Annotated in this window: 23 protein-coding genes and 1 pseudogene; 21 read left to right on the plus strand and 3 right to left on the minus strand. The window is 53.9% G+C overall.

Annotation, left to right across the window (positions count from 1 at the left end; translation table 11 throughout):
- Positions 1-24: 24 nt before the first annotated feature.
- The 3 genes from glyA to AXE65_RS02980 form a co-directional block, all read right to left on the minus strand.
- Complete coding sequence (gene glyA / locus AXE65_RS02970; RefSeq protein WP_068387866.1) at positions 25-1275, minus strand: serine hydroxymethyltransferase; 1251 nt, start codon at positions 1273-1275, stop codon at positions 25-27.
- 159 nt (positions 1276-1434) lie between these two features.
- Positions 1435-2343: an ATP-binding protein gene (locus AXE65_RS02975; protein WP_068387870.1), complete on the minus strand. Its 909-nt coding sequence runs from the start codon at positions 2341-2343 to the stop codon at positions 1435-1437.
- A 176-nt stretch (positions 2344-2519) separates the two neighbouring features.
- The gene (locus tag AXE65_RS02980) at positions 2520-3320 is read right to left on the minus strand and encodes an ankyrin repeat domain-containing protein (protein WP_079214016.1); all 801 of its coding nucleotides are present in this window, start codon (positions 3318-3320) and stop codon (positions 2520-2522) included.
- Between the two features lie 278 nt (positions 3321-3598).
- On the opposite strand from AXE65_RS02980, the gene ubiE reads away from it, so the two are divergent.
- The 21 genes and pseudogenes from ubiE to AXE65_RS03085 all read left to right on the plus strand — a co-directional run bounded on the left by ubiE (position 3599) and on the right by AXE65_RS03085 (position 17651).
- Entirely contained in the window at positions 3599-4369 is a 771-nt protein-coding gene (ubiE, locus tag AXE65_RS02985) for a bifunctional demethylmenaquinone methyltransferase/2-methoxy-6-polyprenyl-1,4-benzoquinol methylase UbiE (RefSeq protein ID WP_068387876.1), read from the plus strand.
- Positions 4366-4569 (plus strand): hypothetical protein, encoded by a 204-nt coding sequence (locus AXE65_RS02990; protein ID WP_068387879.1) that lies wholly within the window; start codon positions 4366-4368, stop codon positions 4567-4569. The genes ubiE and AXE65_RS02990 overlap by 4 nt, the downstream gene beginning before the upstream one ends.
- A complete protein-coding gene (gene ubiB / locus AXE65_RS02995; protein ID WP_068387882.1) occupies positions 4566-6149 on the plus strand; it encodes a ubiquinone biosynthesis regulatory protein kinase UbiB in 1584 nt (527 codons plus the stop codon). The genes AXE65_RS02990 and ubiB overlap by 4 nt, the downstream gene beginning before the upstream one ends.
- Positions 6150-6195: 46 nt before the next feature.
- Entirely contained in the window at positions 6196-6597 is a 402-nt protein-coding gene (gene hisI, locus AXE65_RS03000; protein WP_068387885.1) for a phosphoribosyl-AMP cyclohydrolase, read from the plus strand.
- Entirely contained in the window at positions 6590-6934 is a 345-nt protein-coding gene (locus AXE65_RS03005) for a phosphoribosyl-ATP diphosphatase (RefSeq protein WP_068387887.1), read from the plus strand. The genes hisI and AXE65_RS03005 overlap by 8 nt, the downstream gene beginning before the upstream one ends.
- Before the next feature lie 4 nt (positions 6935-6938).
- The gene (locus tag AXE65_RS03010; RefSeq protein ID WP_068387890.1) at positions 6939-7172 is read left to right on the plus strand and encodes a twin-arginine translocase TatA/TatE family subunit; all 234 of its coding nucleotides are present in this window, start codon (positions 6939-6941) and stop codon (positions 7170-7172) included.
- A gap of 10 nt (positions 7173-7182) precedes the next feature.
- Positions 7183-7470: pseudogene (tatB, locus tag AXE65_RS03015) on the plus strand (Sec-independent protein translocase protein TatB); the annotation flags it as partial.
- A 4-nt stretch (positions 7471-7474) separates the two neighbouring features.
- Positions 7475-8251, plus strand: coding sequence for a twin-arginine translocase subunit TatC (gene tatC, locus AXE65_RS03020; RefSeq protein WP_068387893.1), 777 nt, complete (start codon positions 7475-7477; stop codon positions 8249-8251).
- Positions 8229-8939, plus strand: a complete 711-nt coding sequence (locus AXE65_RS03025; protein WP_068387897.1) for a 16S rRNA (uracil(1498)-N(3))-methyltransferase — start codon at positions 8229-8231, stop codon at positions 8937-8939. Before tatC ends, AXE65_RS03025 begins: the two co-directional genes overlap by 23 nt.
- A gap of 101 nt (positions 8940-9040) precedes the next feature.
- Positions 9041-9607, plus strand: coding sequence for a cytochrome b (locus AXE65_RS03030; RefSeq protein WP_068387900.1), 567 nt, complete (start codon positions 9041-9043; stop codon positions 9605-9607).
- A 13-nt stretch (positions 9608-9620) separates the two neighbouring features.
- Complete coding sequence (locus AXE65_RS03035; protein WP_068387904.1) at positions 9621-10211, plus strand: YceI family protein; 591 nt, start codon at positions 9621-9623, stop codon at positions 10209-10211.
- Between the two features lie 121 nt (positions 10212-10332).
- Positions 10333-11472: a homoserine O-succinyltransferase MetX gene (metX, locus tag AXE65_RS03040; protein ID WP_068387907.1), complete on the plus strand. Its 1140-nt coding sequence runs from the start codon at positions 10333-10335 to the stop codon at positions 11470-11472.
- Between the two features lie 8 nt (positions 11473-11480).
- Entirely contained in the window at positions 11481-12074 is a 594-nt protein-coding gene (metW, locus tag AXE65_RS03045) for a methionine biosynthesis protein MetW (protein ID WP_068388002.1), read from the plus strand.
- Between the two features lie 3 nt (positions 12075-12077).
- Complete coding sequence (locus AXE65_RS03050; protein ID WP_068387910.1) at positions 12078-12494, plus strand: DUF4426 domain-containing protein; 417 nt, start codon at positions 12078-12080, stop codon at positions 12492-12494.
- A complete protein-coding gene (gene rdgB, locus AXE65_RS03055) occupies positions 12491-13108 on the plus strand; it encodes an RdgB/HAM1 family non-canonical purine NTP pyrophosphatase (protein ID WP_068387913.1) in 618 nt (205 codons plus the stop codon). The genes AXE65_RS03050 and rdgB overlap by 4 nt, the downstream gene beginning before the upstream one ends.
- Before the next feature lie 57 nt (positions 13109-13165).
- A complete protein-coding gene (gene hemW / locus AXE65_RS03060; RefSeq protein WP_068387915.1) occupies positions 13166-14311 on the plus strand; it encodes a radical SAM family heme chaperone HemW in 1146 nt (381 codons plus the stop codon).
- Between the two features lie 14 nt (positions 14312-14325).
- On the plus strand, positions 14326-14649 hold the full coding sequence (locus AXE65_RS03065) for a DUF3392 family protein (protein WP_068387919.1): 324 nt from the start codon (positions 14326-14328) through the stop codon (positions 14647-14649).
- Between the two features lie 111 nt (positions 14650-14760).
- The gene (lptM, locus tag AXE65_RS03070) at positions 14761-14895 is read left to right on the plus strand and encodes an LPS translocon maturation chaperone LptM (protein ID WP_153015371.1); all 135 of its coding nucleotides are present in this window, start codon (positions 14761-14763) and stop codon (positions 14893-14895) included.
- A 10-nt stretch (positions 14896-14905) separates the two neighbouring features.
- Positions 14906-16162, plus strand: coding sequence for a diaminopimelate decarboxylase (lysA, locus tag AXE65_RS03075; RefSeq protein WP_068387925.1), 1257 nt, complete (start codon positions 14906-14908; stop codon positions 16160-16162).
- Complete coding sequence (gene dapF, locus AXE65_RS03080) at positions 16159-16986, plus strand: diaminopimelate epimerase (protein ID WP_068387931.1); 828 nt, start codon at positions 16159-16161, stop codon at positions 16984-16986. Before lysA ends, dapF begins: the two co-directional genes overlap by 4 nt.
- Complete coding sequence (locus tag AXE65_RS03085) at positions 16983-17651, plus strand: DUF484 family protein (RefSeq protein WP_068387934.1); 669 nt, start codon at positions 16983-16985, stop codon at positions 17649-17651. The genes dapF and AXE65_RS03085 overlap by 4 nt, the downstream gene beginning before the upstream one ends.
- The last annotated feature ends 23 nt before the right edge of the window (positions 17652-17674 follow it).

The raw sequence follows: 17674 nt of genomic DNA on the forward strand, positions 1-17674 counted from the left end.
CGTGCTCCTTAATTGTTATTGGAATTAGCGGTAGACCGGATATTCGGCGCAGACTTTGGCGACTTTGGCAGCAACCGCCGCTTCCACTTCGGCCTTGCCCAAATTATCCAGAATGTCGCAAATCCAACCGGCAAGCTCTTGGCACTCTCCCTCTTTAAAGCCGCGCGTGGTGACTGCCGGGCTGCCGATACGCAAACCGGAGGTGACAAACGGGCTTTGCGGGTCATTCGGTACGGCGTTTTTATTGACCGTGATATGCGCCCGTCCCAACGCAGCATCGGCTTCCTTGCCGGTAATGCCTTGTTTGATCAGGCTAAGCAAAAACAGATGGTTTTCGGTTCCGCCGGAAACCACATCAAAGCCGCGCTCGATAAACACTTTCGCCATCGCCTGCGCGTTTTTAATCACTTGCTTTTGGTAGTCCTTAAAGGAAGGCTCCAGCGCCTCTTTAAAGCACACCGCTTTGGCGGCAATCACGTGCATCAGCGGGCCGCCCTGAGCGCCGGGGAATACCGCCGAGTCGAGTTTTTTCTCAATCTCAGGATTGCTTTTCGCCAAAATCAAGCCGCCACGCGGGCCGCGCAAGGTTTTGTGGGTGGTGGTGGTAACGACATCGGCAAAAGGCACTGGATTGGGATATAAGCCAGCCGCGACGAGACCCGCCACGTGCGCCATATCGACAAACAACAATGCACCGACTTTATCGGCAATCGCACGAAAACGCGCAAAATCCAAAATCTGTGAATAAGCCGAAAAACCGGCCACGACCATTTTCGGCTTGTGTTCCAAGGCCAGGCGCTCGACTTCGTCGTAATCAATAAAACCGTTTTTGTCGATACCGTACTGCACCGAGTGGTACAGCTTGCCAGAGGAGCTGACCTTGGCACCGTGGGTTAAGTGCCCGCCGTGAGCAAGGCTCATGCCCAAAATACAGTCACCGGCATTGAGCAACGCCAGATACACCGCCGAGTTGGCCGATGAACCGGAATGCGGCTGCACGTTGGCGTAATCCGCGCCGAACAGTTGCTTGGCACGCGCAATCGCCAGCGACTCGACTTTATCGACCCATTCACAGCCACCGTAATAGCGCTTGCCCGGGTAGCCTTCGGCGTACTTGTTGGTCAGCCCCGAACCTTGCGCCTCCATCACCCGCTGGCTGCAATAGTTTTCTGAGGCAATCAGCTCAATATGCGCTTCCTGGCGCAGATCCTCGCCTTTAATAGCCGCGAGCAGTTCGTCGTCGTAGCCTGCAATTTGGTCATTCTTGTGAAACATGGGTCACTCCAAGGTTTTTAGTGGGCTGCCAACGCAACCGGATTGCAAAAGATTGTCGGCAAGGCGGGCAACCTTCGTTTGCCCGTTTGCGACCTGAAAATGCCTATTCGCCACCGCACGCAAGTGGCAGCGATAGTGCGTGTGGATACCTTTAGTAACTTATCTGTCAGCGACCTCCTGCTTCCCGTTATCGACCAACTGTAAACCGACCCATTGCCGAGCAAATTGATAGGCGCAGCGCCCGTTGCGATTGCCGCGTGCACTGGCAAAGCGCACCGCCTCAATAGCGAGTTCGTCCGTCCATTGCCAATGCAGCTGGCCAGAGTGCGCCAGCGAGCCAATCCAATGCCGCACTACATTTAAATAATGCTCTTGCGTAAAGGGATAAAACGACAGCCATAAACCAAAACGGTCAGACAGCGCAATTTTGTCCTCGACCGCTTCCGATGGATGCAGTTCGCCGTCTTGCATCTGCCAATGTTCGTTGTCGCTTTCGCGTTCCGGTACTAAATGGCGTCGGTTGGAAGTGGCATAGAGCAACAGGTTATCCGGCGCTTGTGCCAGCGAGCCGTCCAGCACTGTTTTCAAGATGCGGTAATCGCCCTCGCCTGCTTCAAACGACAGGTCATCACAAAACAGCAAAAAGCGCTGCGGCAGACTGCCGAGGCGTTCGACCAACTGCGGCAAATCGGCCAGATGGTCGCGTTCGATTTCAATCAGCCTTAATCCGTCTTTGGCATATTCCGCGAGCAGCGCACGCACTAAAGACGATTTACCGGTTCCCCGTGCGCCCCAGAGCAGCGCGTGATTGGCAGGCAGACCGGCCACAAACTGGCGGGTATTGGCAGAAAGTTGCTGCCGTTGACGCTCCACACCTATCAAATCGTCAAAGCGCAAATCCAAACGCACGCCAAGCGCCTGCAAATAACCGCCCGCGCCACTGCGCCGCCAACGCGCGGCTAATGTTTGCTGCCAATCAATCGGCTGTTCCAGCGGCGGTAATAACGGCTCAAGGCGGGTTATCAGAGTTTCCAGGCGCTGTATAAAATCAAGCAGAGAGGTATCCAAGCCAGCCTCCTCAAGGCGCAACAAAGCGACGGATTATGCCGTATCACGAGCTACCTTTGAGGTTCTTGCAAGCACTGGCACCGTGCATAACGCCACAGACATGGATGACTTTGCTATGAGCCGCCCTACCCTGTAGTACCACACCGCACAGGGCAAGGGGCAGGGTTTACTCACCGCTAAGGTTTGCGTTCCAGCTCAACCCCATGTTTCACCAGCCAAGCCTCGATTTTTCGCTTGCCGGCCACAAATGAATCCGTGGCGATGGATTCATCCATCGTGTTCAAGTAGGACTGAAATGTCCGGCCACGTCCATTCAGCGCTCGCGGATCGGCCCCCGCTTCCAGTAATGCCAAGATGCCTTTTACATCATTCAACGAGGCAGCAAGATGTAATGGCCGACTCCCGGTTTCCAGCATCCCTTCTCCGGTTATCGCCTGCGCATTGGGGTCCGCGCCTGCGCCGAGCAAGATACGAAGTTGAGGCTCGCGCCTATTCCAGATCGCTTCATGCAGAGGCGTCTGCCCTTTCGGATCACGCACCTCCGTACTGACCCCCGCATCCAGCAACCCTTGTAGCAGCGAGGGGTCATCAATCGCAGCCGCGTAATGCATCACGGTCATCCCCTTGTTGTCTATCAAGGCCGGATCCGCGCCGGCTTTAAGCAGCGCCTGCATGCCGTCAATGCTTTGGTTCCAAAAAGCCCATTGCAGTACGGACGTATCAAGATCTCCCAGCGCATTCACATCAGCGCCCTGCTGCACCAGCTTGGCGACAGCTTGCCTGTCGCCTCTGGCCGCCGCTTCCGCCAATCGCACCACAGCGGAGCCTTTGTCTTTAAACACATAGCTTGCAGTCACTTGCAACTTGCTCTTGGTTTGCGCGTTTGATTCATCAAACAGGCAGGCTGACAGTATGACTATGATAGGCAGAGCCATCACCGCCCGCCGCCATCTCTTGCTTGTGAAGATATCCCTCATGGCTCTAAGCTCCTAAGCTGAATAAATGACATCTGCGTCCATCGCGCTGCTGATTTGCTGCTTCACAGAGGCCGGTTTCACTTGAAATGCGGATTGACATACCCGTCATGCGGGCTAATACCGTCAGCGCGCAGACGCTTGTACATAGATCCAAGCAAAAGCGCAAATCGGTAACTCTATGCTTTTGGTTTAGATATCATGAAAACTGAGCAAACCGTGCCGGATGGGCGCAGAGCGTTTAGAATGACGGTTTTTTAAGCGGCGGGGGCTTTAACACAATGGGCGAGAGTGCAAGCGGCAGCGAGGCCGAGCCGCGTACCCATTTTGGCTATCAGAGCGTGGCGGAAAGTGAAAAAGCCGCCAAGGTTGCCGAGGTGTTCCACTCGGTTGCCGCTCGCTACGACCTGATGAACGATTTAATGTCCGCCGGCATTCACCGCTTGTGGAAGCGCTTGACTATCGAGCTTTCTGCTGTTCGCCCGGGGCAGCGCGTGCTGGATATTGCAGGTGGTACCGGCGATTTGGCGCGCCAATTTGCCTTGCGCGTGGGGGCAGAGGGTGAAGTGGTGCTCGCCGACATTAACGCCTCGATGCTGGAAATGGGCCGCAGCAAACTGCTCGATGCCGGTGTGGCGGGCAATCTGCGTTTTGTGCAAGCCGATGCGGAGCAATTGCCGTTTTCCGATAATTGTTTTGATTGCGTTTCCATCGCCTTTGGTCTGCGCAATGTGACCCATAAGGAAAAAGCACTGGAGTCGATGCTGCGCGTGCTCAAACCCGGCGGTCGTTTGTTGGTGCTGGAATTTTCCAAACCGCGCCATGCACTGCTGGGCAAACTGTATGACGCTTATTCTTTTCGCATACTGCCTAAATTAGGGCAATTAGTCGCCGGCGACGAAGACAGCTACCGCTATTTGGCCGAATCCATCCGTATGCACCCGCCGCAGGAAGCACTTAAAGCCATGATGCAGACGGCCGGTTTCGCGCGGGTAAGCTTTCACAATATGACCGGCGGCATTGTCGCCCTGCACCGCGGCATCAAGCCTTGAAGCTAACCCTTGGCACAGCGGATAAAGCTGCGCGACTGCAAGCGCCGCCTTTTGTATTGGCAGGCAAGCCAGATATGGCGGAATATCTGCCGGCAGAAACCGCCCTGCTGCCCCATCAGGCCGAAGCCTGCGCCGGTTTTGCCGAACGGGAAGGCTTACAACAGCGCCTGGATGCGCTACAACGAGTTAATCGCCTGTGAGCCTGCTCGCCATCCGTAGGCTGCTGGCCATTTTGCGCGTGGTTATCCGCTACCGGCTGGATGACCTGTTGTTTGCCGCGCGTCTGCCTTGGTGGCTTGCGGTGCTACGTTTTGTCTTACCTTGGCGGCTGCTGCCAAGAAAACACTACCCGCGCGGCGAAGCCTTAAAGCTGGCTCTGCAAGATTTAGGGCCGATCTTTATCAAATTCGGCCAGATGCTCTCCACCCGCCGCGATCTATTGGCTCCGGATATTGCCGCTGAGTTGTGCTTTTTGCAGGATAAAGTCCCGCCGTTTGACCCCGCTCAAGCCCAATCGATGATTGAGGCGCAGTTTGGCGATAGCGTAGAAAACCTGTTTGCCTGGTTTGAGGCTGCGCCGCTTGCCAGTGCCTCCATTGCCCAAGTCCACGCCGCTCGCCTTACAAACGGCGACGAAGTGATTATCAAAGTGATTCGTCCCAATCTGGAAGCGGTTATCCACGCCGATATTGCTTGGCTATTTGCCTTGGGGCGCTTTGCCGAACGCTTATCCAGCGAGGCACGCCGCTTGCATCTGGTGGATGTGGTCAGCGACTACGAAAAAATCATCTTTGACGAACTCGACCTGCTGCGCGAAGCGGCCAACGCCAGCCAATTTCGCCGCAACTTTGCAAACTCGCCCAAGCTCTATGTGCCGCGCGTCTACTGGCCGCTGTGCCGCGCCCGTGTGCTGGTGATGGAGCGCATCAACGGCATTCCAGTCACCGATCTGGCCGCCCTTAAAGCGCAAAACACGGACTTTAGGCGTTTAGCCGAAAGCGGCGTGGAATTGTTCTTTACCCAATTGTTCCGCGACAATTTTTTCCACGCCGACATGCATCCGGGCAATATCTTTGTCAGCCGGGCGCACCCGCAAAATCCGCAGTACATCGCCATCGACTTTGGCATTGTCGGCAGCCTTTCGACCGAAGATAAAGACTATCTGGCGCACAACCTGATGGCCTTTTTTAACCGCGACTACCGCAAAGTCGCGCAACTGCATATTGACTCCGGCTGGGTCGCGGCGGGTACCAGGGTGGAGGATTTTGAAGCCGCCGTGCGCACCGTATGCGAGCCGATTTTTGAACTGCCGCTAAAAGATATTTCCTTCGGCCATTTGCTGCTGCGCTTATTTCAGATTGCGCGGCGCTTTGATATGGAAGTGCAGCCACAACTGGTGCTGCTGCAAAAAACCCTGCTCAATATCGAAGGCTTGGGTCGCCAGCTTTACCCCGAACTTAATCTGTGGGAAACCGCCAAGCCCTTTATCGAACGCTGGATGCGCGAGCGCGTGAGCCCCAAACAAATCTTCAACCATTTAAAAAGCCAACTGGAACAACTGCCGCAACTGGTTCGCAGCACGCAAATGGCCATGGAGCGCCTCGCCGAACCACCGCCCGCACCGCCTAACAGCCACCTACTGGAACGCGGTATCGGCGTGGCACTGCTTGTCGTCACCGCGCTGCAACAAACTTCATCGATCATGCCGGATAGCAGCAGCACATTACTGCTTCCTGCCCTGCTCGGTGCCGTTGGCCTTTATCTGATTTTGCGCAGATAACCCCAGGCTGGCAGAATACGCAGCTTATTTATCGTAGAAACCCGCCATGACTGATTGGCTCGACCACATCCGCTGGAACCAGGACGGCCTGATTCCCGCCATTGCCCAAGACTGGCAAAGCGGCAGGGTGCTGATGCTCGCCTGGATGAACCGCGAGGCGCTAGCACTGACCCTGGCGGAAAACCGCGCCATTTACTGGTCGCGCTCGCGCGGCAAACTCTGGCGCAAAGGCGAGGAGTCCGGCCACGTGCAAAAGCTGCACGAACTGCGCCTCGATTGTGATGCCGATGTGCTGCTGCTATTGGTCGAACAAATCGGCGGCATTGCCTGCCATAGCGGACGCGAAAGCTGCTTTTACCGCGTGCAAAAAGACGGCCAGTGGCAAATCACAGACCCGGTGCTTAAACCCGCAGAAGCCATTTATCAGCAAGGCCACCCGCATGAGTGATCAGCGCCTCGGAAGGCTTTATGCCGTATTGCAAGAACGTAAATCCGCAAGCGCGGATACTTCTTATGCCGCCAGTCTTTATCAAAAAGGCTTAAATAAAATCCTGCAAAAAATCGGCGAAGAAGCCAGCGAAGTCATTATTGCCGGCAAAGATGCCGAGCAAAGCGGCAATAATCAGGCACTGATTTATGAAATGGCCGATTTATGGTTTCACAGCTTGCTACTGCTCGCCGCGCGCGATATTACGCCGCAACAGATATTGGATGAACTCGAACGCCGCAGCGGTCTTTCCGGACTTGCCGAAAAAGCCGCCCGCAACCTTTCCCAGGAGCATTAAAACAATGGGTATTTTTGATTGGAAACACTGGGTTGTTATTCTCATCGTCGTGGTCTTGGTGTTCGGCACTAAAAAACTAAAAAACTTGGGCAGTGACTTAGGCGAAACCATCAAAGGCTTTCGCCGCGCCATGAATGAAGACGAGAAAACCCCGCCCGCCGCCGAACCGCCTGCGATCGAAAAAAAGGCAGAGCCTGCCAGCGCTGCGCCTTTAACCGAAGACGCGCTGAAAAAATAAACCCGCCGCCATGTTTGGTATCGGCTTTTCAGAACTCTTGCTGGTCGGCTTGGTTGCCTTATTAGTCTTAGGTCCCGAGCGCCTGCCCGCCGCCGCGCGTACCGCTGGCCTTTGGCTTGGGCGTTTTCGGCGCACGTTCAACCATATTCGTCAAGAAGTCGAACGCGAAATCGGTGCTGATGAAATCCGCCGCCAACTGCATAACGAAGCCATCCTCGATATGGAACGCCAATTTAAACAAAGCCTTGCCAACAACCCCAATCCGCCGCCCAGCCCATTAAGCCTGGAAAAAAAGCCGCCGCATGACCAATAGTGTCCATCCAGAAGATGACCAGGAAATGCCGCTGGTCTCGCACTTAACCGAACTTAGAACCCGCCTGCTGCGCTGCGTGCTGGTCGTTCTCGCATTGTTTTTAGGCTTGCTCTACTTTGCGCAGCCGATTTACACCGCCATTTCCGCGCCACTTCGCAAATACCTGCCAGAAGGCGCGACACTGATTGCAACCGATGTCGCCTCGCCTTTTCTAACCCCGTTAAAACTCACCGCAATAGTCGCGCTGTTTCTCGCCATGCCACTGATCTTGCAGCAAATCTGGGGCTTTATCGCCCCTGGGCTATACCAAAAAGAAAAACGCATTGCCGTGCCGCTGCTCGTTTCCAGCGTTATTTTGTTTTATCTCGGGATGGCCTTTGCCTACTTTTTGGTCTTCCCGCTGATCTTTCACTTCTTTGCCAGCGTCACCCCGGAAGGCGTAGCGATGATGACGGATATATCCAGTTATCTGGATTTTGTCATAACGCTGTTTTTTGCCTTTGGCCTGGCCTTTGAAATTCCGGTAGCCGTGGTATTACTGATCTGGATTGGCGTGGTCGATGTCGCCTACCTTAAAAAAATTCGCCCCTTTGTGATTGTCGGCTGCTTTGTCGTTGGCATGATTTTGACCCCGCCGGATGTGTTCTCGCAGACATTGCTCGCCGTACCCATGTGGTTTTTATTTGAACTGGGGCTGCTTGCCGGCTCGCTGATTAGAAAACGCCAACAACCTGAAGCCTGCGATGAACCTGCTGCTGCTGGATGAGGGCGACTTTATCGATCACCAACGCGCCCGCGTAACCGATAGCCGCCGTTTGCAACACCTGCTTAAGGTGCAGCGCGTTAAGGTCGGCGATAGCCTAAAAGCCGGCCGCTTGGGCGCTCTGATGGGACAAGCAAAAGTGTTAAGCCTGTCTAAGCAACAGGCCGAATTACAGCTAACGCTCGACCAGCCACCGCCGCCCAAACTGCCACTTACACTCGTGCTCGCCCTGCCGCGTCCGCAGATGCTGCACCGTTTGTTCCAAGTCATTGCCGCAATGGGCGTGCCGCGTTTAATCCTGCTGGGCAGCGCACGGGTAGAAAAGAGCTTCTGGCAGAGCAGGCGCCTTGCCTCTGATGCCACCCGCCATGAATTACTGCTGGGACTGGAACAAGCACGTGATACCGTGCCGCCGCAGATACAGATCGAGCGCCAATTTAAGCCTTTTGTAGAAGACCGCCTGCCCGCTATCGCGGGTGACAGTCTGGGGCTACTCTGCCACCCGGGCGATTACCCGCCCTGCCCTCGCTCAGTCAGCGGTGCTGTTACACTCGCCATAGGCCCGGAAGGCGGCTGGCTGCCTTACGAGGTCGAACTATTAGAGAAAGCGGGTCTGCAAACCGTACAACTGGGGGCGCGAATTTTGCGCGTAGAAACCGCCGTAACGGCATTGCTGGGGCGATTGTTCTAACGCTTATCCAATTTATCGATACTTCCAAGCGAAAATTTCCGCTTTATTTTGATGGTTTTGCCGTTACTCTTGCCCGCTCATTCGAATATCAGGTATCCGTGATGCAACTGAAAAACTCTCCCGAACGCTATGGCACCGTGAGCCTGCTGCTGCATTGGGGCGTGGCGCTTAGCGTATTTGCCATGTTTGGCGTGGGGCTTTGGATGGTGGGCTTAAATTACTATCACCCGTGGCGGCAAGTGGTGCCCGATTTGCATAAAAGTATCGGCATTACGCTGTTTGTTATTATGCTGCTTCGCGTACTCTGGCGCTTTATCAGCCCACCGCCGCCGCCAAGCCCGGGTCATGGCTGGCTGATTCGCACAGCCGCTAAACTCGGCCACTTGGCGTTGTATCTTTTACTGTTTGCCGTGATGATTTCCGGCTATTTAATTTCTACCGCAGAAGGTGACGGCATTGTGGTATTTGGTCTGCTCACCGTACCCGCTTTATTCACTATCAGCGGCAAGGCGGAGCTTGCCGGAAACCTTCATCTTTATCTTGCAATAACCTTGGTGGTTGTAGCCACACTGCACGCACTGGCGGCGCTCAAACACCACTTTATTGACCGTGATGCCACTTTGGTGCGCATGCTGGGCATTAAGCCCAAGCACTCACTTAACCCGTAAATGGAGTTATCCCATGTTGAAGAAAACCCTTATCACCCTTGCCATCAGCTCTGCCCTCTTCGGCGGCCTCGCCCAGGCGGCTGATTACAAGATGGATACCGAACGCACCCATGCCTTTGTCAATATCAAAGTCAACCACTTGGGTTTTAGCTTTGTGACCGGCACCTTCCGCGACTTTGATGGCAGTTTCAGCTTTGATGCGAATAAACCGGAAGAAGCCAAAGTACAGGTCACACTGAAAACCGCAAGTCTCTTTACCAATAATGCCGAGCGCGATAAACACGTGCTGGGCAAAGACTTTTTAAACACCAGCAAATTCCCCGAGGCCACCTTTGTATCCAGCAAAGTCGTGCCGACCGGCACCGATGACAAAGGACGCATGACCGCCGATGTCACCGGCGATTTAACGCTGATGGGTACCACCAAACCCATCCTGATCAAAGCGACCTTGATTGGCGATGGCAAAGACCCTTGGGGCGGTGAGCGCGTTGGCTTTGAAGGCACCAGCAGCATCAACCGGCAGGATTTTGCCAAAATGATGGACTTGGGGCCGCAGTCCAACACCGTCGAGCTTTACTTCACCTTTGAAGGTATTCGCCAGTAACCTGCCTTAGCAAAACGCCGACTTTAAAGTCGGCGTTTTGACTGACGACAGACTTTGCCGCTTGCCGCAACAATCCCCGCTCTTTAGACTTTCGCCTTTTATTTAAATCCGGAACAAGCCAATGCCCGTCGTTTTTGCCGAAGACTCCGTAGGGCTGGTGACACCGCAAACCGCGCACTTTAACGAACCGCTTGCCCTTGCCTGCGGGCGCAGCCTTGCGCCCTGGCAACTGGTCTATGAAACCTACGGCACACTGAATCCAGCGCGCAGCAACGCCATACTCATCTGTCATGCACTGTCCGGCCATCATCATGCGGCGGGCTTTCACCGTGAAGACGAGCGCAAACCCGGCTGGTGGGATAGCTGCATCGGTCCTGGCAAACCCATTGATACGCGGCGCTTTTTTGTCGTTAGCCTGAATAACTTAGGCGGCTGCAACGGCTCCACGGGACCTGCCAGCATTAACCCGGCCAGTGGCAAAGCCTATGGCGCGGATTTTCCGGTGATGACGGTTGAAGACTGGGTCAAAAGCCAAGCGCTGCTGGCAGACCGTTTGGGCATTAGCCAATGGGCCGCCGTCATTGGCGGCAGCCTTGGTGGCATGCAGGCGCTGCAATGGAGCATCAGCTACCCCGAACGCATCCGCCACTGTGTAGCCATTGCCGCCGCGCCGCGTCTTTCCGCGCAAAATATCGCCTTTAATGAAGTCGCACGGCAGGCGATTTTGACCGACCCGGATTTTTTCGGCGGGCACTTTAAAGAACAAGGCGTAGTCCCCAAACGCGGGCTGATGCTGGCACGCATGGTCGGCCATATTACCTATTTATCCGATGACGCCATGGGTGAAAAATTTGGCCGTGGCTTAAAAAGCGAAAAACTCAATTACGACTTTCATAGCGTCGAATTTCAAGTAGAAAGCTATTTGCGTTATCAGGGCGAAGAGTTTTCTGGCCGTTTTGATGCCAATACTTACTTGTTAATGACCAAAGCGCTGGATTATTTTGATCCGGCGGCGACCCATAACGGCGATTTAGCCAAAACACTTGCCGTTGCCAAAGCGCATTTTTGTTTAATGTCCTTTACCACCGACTGGCGTTTTCCCCCAGCGCGTTCGCGGGAAATAGTCGATGCTCTGCTGCGCGCCGGAAAAAACGTCAGTTATCTGGAAATCGACGCACAACAAGGTCACGATGCCTTTTTATTACCCATCCCGCGTTATTTGCAAGCACTCGACAGCTATCTACAAGGCATTGCACCATGAATAACCCTTTGCGCAGCGACCTTGACATTATTCAAAACTGGATAGTCGATGGTAGCAGGGTATTGGACTTAGGCTGCGGTAGTGGCGAGTTACTGGCCTTTTTGCGCGATAAAAAAAATGTCCAAGGCTATGGCCTTGAGATTGATGCCGATAATATCGCAAGTTGCATCAAACGCGGCGTTAATGTCATTGAACAAAACCTCGATGCTGGCTTAGATAACTTCGCCAGTGACAGTTTTGATGTCGTACTGATGACCCAATCCTTACAGGCGCTACATTATCCACACCGCGTATTGGATGAAATGCTGCGTATTGGTCGAACCGGCATTATTACTTTTCCCAACTTTGCTCATTGGCGCTGCCGCTGGTATTTAACCGTACAGGGGCGCATGCCGGTTTCCGAGTTTATGCCCTATGCTTGGTACGACACGCCCAATATTCACTTTTGCACCTTTAGGGATTTTGAAGCGCTCTGCCATGAACGCAAACTAAAAGTGCTCGACCGATTGGCGGTTGACCAGCAACATCAAGGCGGTAAACTCGCCAAACTTTGGCCGAACCTATTTGGCGAGATTGGCATTTATCGGGTCAGCAGGCCGTAACATATGCGTCATTTACTGTTATTTTGTTTACTGCTTTTAAGCTTTACGGCACTGGCCGAACGCAAAGTTAATTTGGCCGGTCTTGAAGTTCATTACAATGTTTTTAATGCCAGTTATCTGCAAAAAAATATTGCCGAGGCGGCGGGCATTATGCACAGTAGCCAGCAAGCTGTAGTCAATATCACCGTACTTAAAGGCGGCACTCCAACAGCCGTTACCATTAAAGGCGAACTGCGCGATTTATTGGGCAAGAAAACAGCACTTGCTTTCCGTGAAAACCACTATCAAGGCGGCGTTTATTATCTGGCGCAATTTCCCATTTTCCAGCGCGAAATACTGCGTTTTTTCATTGAACTGCAAGAAACAGGCGGCGCAGTACAGCGCTTTGACTTTACCCAAGAAATATTCCCAGGCGTATGAGTTTATCCATTACTGAAATCGTGCTGGCAAGTAGCAACCCCGGCAAACTTAAAGAACTGCAAACATTGCTCGGCGATAGTGTAAAACTGCACTTAATCTCAGACTTTACCGACCAATCGCCTAAAGAGACCGGGCTTTCCTTTGTCGAAAACGCCTTGCTTAAAGCCCGCCACGCCGCACAGATTAGCGGCCTTGCTGCGCTCGCCGATGATTCTGGCCTTGCCGTTGATTATTTAGGCGGCGCACCGGGGATTTATTCCGCGCGTTACGCTGAAGTTGCGACCCACCAAGATGCCGCCAATAACGCCAAACTCCTTGCCGCGCTTAACGGCGTGCCGGATGAACGACGCAGCGCTCAGTTTGTCTGCTCCCTTGCCCTGCTGCGCCACGCAAAAGACCCACTGCCCACCATTGCTCAAGGCATTTGGCATGGCTGCATCCTGCACGCCCCACGCGGTACTAACGGTTTTGGCTACGACCCGCTGTTTTTTATTGCCGAACTTAATCAATCCAGCGCCGAACTCACCGCGGCCGAAAAAAACCAACAAAGCCACCGCGCCCGCGCCATGCAACAACTTAAACAGCAGCTTGCGACAAAAAAGCGTTATTGCTGATAGCGCTTGCTTAAATTTTTAGTACCTACCCCTTAAGAAACCGCTTTTCGCCATTGCATGCCATCCCTTCTTTTACCGCCGCTGTCGCTTTATATCCATATCCCTTGGTGCGTGCGCAAGTGCCCTTATTGCGACTTTAATTCGCACAAAGTGCCGGGCGAATTGCCAGAACAGGAGTATATAAAAGCGCTACTTTTGGATTTGGATACTGAACTTAAAAAAGTACAGGGCCGCGAGTTAGTTTCCATTTTTTTTGGCGGTGGTACACCAAGTTTATTTTCGGCCAAGGCTTTTGACAGCCTGTTGCAGGGGATCAAGCAGCGTTTGTGTTTTGCTGATGATATTGAAATTACGCTGGAAGCCAATCCCGGCACTTTTGAGCAAGAAAAGTTTAGCGCTTATCGAGCATTGGGTATCAATCGCCTGTCGCTTGGCGTACAGAGTTTTGCCCCCAAGCAACTTGCCGCCTTAGGTCGTATTCATTCCAATATCGAGGCCATCCATGCCGCGCTTAATGCCCGCAAAGCCGGTTTTAACAATTTTAATCTGGATTTAATGCACGGACTACCCGAGCAAAGTATAAGCGGAGCGCTTGATGACCTTAAGCAAGCAATAGCGTTAAGCCCTACGCATATCTCTTGGTATCAATTAACGCTGGAACCCAATACCGAATTTTGGAGCAAGCCGCCGAAACTACCAGAAGATGAACCTCTCTGGGAAATACAACAAGCGGGGCAAAAGCTACTCGCCAAGCAAGGTTATCAGCAATATGAAGTATCCGCTTACGCAAGAAATAACCATCAAGCCAAGCATAATTTAAACTATTGGCAATTTGGTGATTATTTGGGTATTGGCGCGGGAGCGCACGGCAAATGGACAGAGGCAGGCGGTAAAATTTATCGTAATTGGAAAACCCGTCTGCCGAAAGACTATATGAATCCCGATAAACCCTTTACTGCCGGGGAACGCTTGCTGGGCATTGAAGAATTACCGTTTGAGTTTATGCTGGGGGCGCTGCGGTTAAATCAAGGCGTGCCTGCTTCACTATTTACGAAGCGCTGCGCTCTTGATAGTAAAGTATTGGATAAACCACGAAAAAAGGCGCAGCAGCTCGGGTTATTACAAACCCATGCCGAGCGCTTGGCGGCCACTGCTAAGGGTCGTTTGTTTTTAAACGATTTATTGCAACTTTTTATGGACTGAGCAGGAAGTTATCGATGAATACAGTGCTTGAATTTATTGCAACGGTTTCGCGGTTTTGCCGTGCGCATTTATCGGAAATCGCCCTTGCCATTATGGCCTGCTTGTTGGTTTTGTTTGGCAGCAGTTTTAATCGCTGGGTTCGCCATAAAATCGGCAGCCTTAATTTTGTTTTCCGCACCCTTTTATTTATAGTGCTTTGTGCACTGGTTTATGGTCTGTCTATTTTATATCTCACCCCTTGGATAACCCAGGGACTTTCTTACTTTGGCAACTACAGTTTATTCCCGGTACTGCTGCTGATTTTCCTGCTGATTGGCATAGTGGCCGACCGCAGTTGAACTTCCCTCCTCCCCTTGCATTGCAAGCCTGTCGTGCAGCTTGCCAGTAGGGTCGCTATACTGCTGCGCTTGTTGTAACCCTTAAGTTTATTTTTCAGGAGGTGCGCGGTGCTGCGCAGCCGGACGCTATTTTTATTTGCCTTGCTGGCCGTATTGATGGTCGGCTGTGGGCAGAAAGGGCCGCTTTATCATCCCGATGATGAGCAAAAAAGCCAGCAGCGTGACAAGGATGTGTTCGGACTTTAGGAGCCATCCATTGGACGCTTTTACTTATCAAAACGGGCAATTACATGCTGAAGGAGCGCCGCTTGCAGGGATTGCCGCGCAGTTTGGCACGCCCTGCTACGTCTATTCGCGCGCATCTATTGAGCAGCAGTTTCGCGCCTGGTCTGCCGCGCTGGCAGGCCAGGCGCATTTGCTCTGCTTTGCCGTTAAAGCCAACTCCAACCTCGCCGTGCTGGGGCTTTTGGCCAAGCTCGGCGCGGGCTTTGATATTGTCTCTGGCGGCGAGCTTGCTCGCGTACTCGCCGCAGGTGGCAACCCGCACAAGGTGGTGTTTTCCGGCGTGGGCAAGTCGGTGCAAGAGATGCAGCAAGCACTGCTCGCCGGGGTGCACTGCTTTAATATCGAATCGAGCGCTGAACTTCTGCGCCTGCAACAGGTCGCAAGCAGGCTTGGTATCAAGGCCAAAGTCTCCTTTCGCGTTAATCCCGATGTGGATGCCAAAACCCATCCCTATATCGCCACCGGCCTTAAAGACAATAAGTTCGGTATTGATATTGAAAGCGCAGAAGCACTTTACCAACAGGCCGCCGAACTATCCCATATCGAGTTGCGCGGGATTGACTGCCATATCGGCTCGCAACTGACTGAACTTGCGCCGTTTTTGCATGCGCTTTCGCATCTTTTAGATTTGCAAGAACGCCTCGCGGCAAGCGGTATTGCCATTAAACACCTGAATTTAGGCGGCGGCCTTGGCGTGCGTTACCGTGATGAAACGCCCCCCTCACCGGCCGAATACGTTAACGCGGTGCGGCAAATGCTTAAAGGGCGCGATTTAACCTTGATATTTGAGCCAGGCCGCTCGGTGGTCGCTAACGCGGGCGTGCTGCTGACCAAGGTTGAACACCTTAAACACAGTGCACACAAAAACTTTGCCATTGTCGATGCCGCCATGAATGACCTGATTCGCCCTGCCCTTTATCAGGCGTGGATGGCGATTGAGCCGGTTTCTCCCAGAGCCGGTGAAAAACGCTGCTATGACTTGGTCGGCCCGGTCTGCGAGACCGGTGACTTTATCGGCAAACAGCGTGAGCTTGCGCTGGCGGAAGGCGACTTGCTGGCGGTGCGCAGTGCGGGCGCTTACGGCTTTTCGATGAGTTCCAACTACAACAGCCGCCCACGTGCCGCCGAAGTGCTGGTTGACGGCAGCAAGTGCCACTTGGTGCGCCGCCGCGAGACGGTGGATGAACTGTTCGCGGGCGAAAGCCTGTTGCCGGACGAAGGCGGATGATTGCCTTCAGCAAAATGCACGGCTTAGGCAATGACTTTATGGTGATTGACCTGATCAGCCAGCGAGCGAGCCTTAAACCTAAACAAATCCGTGCCCTCGCCGACCGCCATACCGGTATTGGTTTTGACCAGTTGCTGTTGGTCGAGCCGCCGCAGCGCCCCGATGCGGATTTTCGCTACCGCATCTTTAATGCCGACGGCGGCGAAGTGGAGCAGTGCGGCAACGGCGCACGTTGCTTTGGCCGTTTTGTGTTTGAACAAGGCTTAACGCGCAAAAAACACATTCGCGCCGAAACCTTAAGCGGTCTGATTGAAATCCGCTTGCAAGAGCAAGGCATGGTCTGTGTCGATATGGGGCTGCCGCGCTTTACCCCAGCGAAAATCCCATTTATCACCGAAGCTGAGGCGCTCAGCTACCCGCTTGAAGTGGGCGGGCAAACCTTGGAAATTGCCGCGCTGTCTATCGGCAATCCCCATGCAGTGCTGCGCGTTGAGCGCGTCAAAACCGCCAAAGTGGGCAGGCTTGGCGCATTGATTGAACGACACCCGCGTTTTCCCGCGCGGGTCAATGTCGGCTTTTTACAAGTCACCAATAGGCACAGCGGCAAACTGCGCGTATGGGAGCGCGGCGCAGGCGAAACCCGCGCCTGCGGCACAGGTGCTTGCGCGGCAGCAGTCGCCGCCATCCGCCAAGGTTGGATGGAGTCTCCCGTTGAGCTGCAACTGCGCGGCGGCCTGCTCGACATTGCCTGGGCGGGTGACGGGCAACCCGTGCTTATGACAGGCCCCGCCGTGACCGTCTATCAAGGACAAATCGCACTATGAGCACCGAGTTGCAGGCCGAACAAATCGCTGCCTGGCTACGCGAGCGCCCGTATTTTTTTACCAACCATGCCGAACTGCTTGGTGAACTGCGCATTCCGCATCAGGCGGGCACGGTTTCGCTGTTGGAATATCAAGCGCAGGTGCTGCGTGAAGAAAACAGCAAGCTGCGCGACCGCCTCGCCCAATTAACGCAAACCGCGCAGGATAACGACCGCCTGTTTAAGGCCACGCGCAAGCTGCTACTTAAGTTGCTGGCAGCCCGCACACTGGACGAACTGTTGCAGAGGGCTCAGCGTTGCCTGCAAGCTGAGTTCCAGGTACCGGTCGTTAGCCTCTTGCTGTTTATCGAAAGCCACAGCGTTTCCAGCCATTACCCGCAGCACAGTCTGACTGAAGCCGAAAAAGCCATCGGCAGCCTGCTTAAAGGTGGTGGGCAGCTTTGCGCCGCGTTGCGTGAAGAGGAACAACGCTTTCTGTTTGCCGAGCAGGCCGTACAAAGCGCCGCCGTATTGCCACTGCGCGGCGAACGTCTGTACGGCGTACTGGCCTTGGGTAGCCCCGACCCCGAGCGTTATCGTGGCGCACAGGGCACCTTATTTCTCGATTATCTGGGCGAAGTTCTACCATGCCTGCTCAAGCGCTTTCTGCCGTCAGCTCAAGCCTAGCCCACTCCCCTGCCCTGCCAGTG

Source organism: Ventosimonas gracilis (assembly GCF_001580025.1).
Classification (GTDB): domain Bacteria; phylum Pseudomonadota; class Gammaproteobacteria; order Pseudomonadales; family Pseudomonadaceae; genus Ventosimonas; species Ventosimonas gracilis.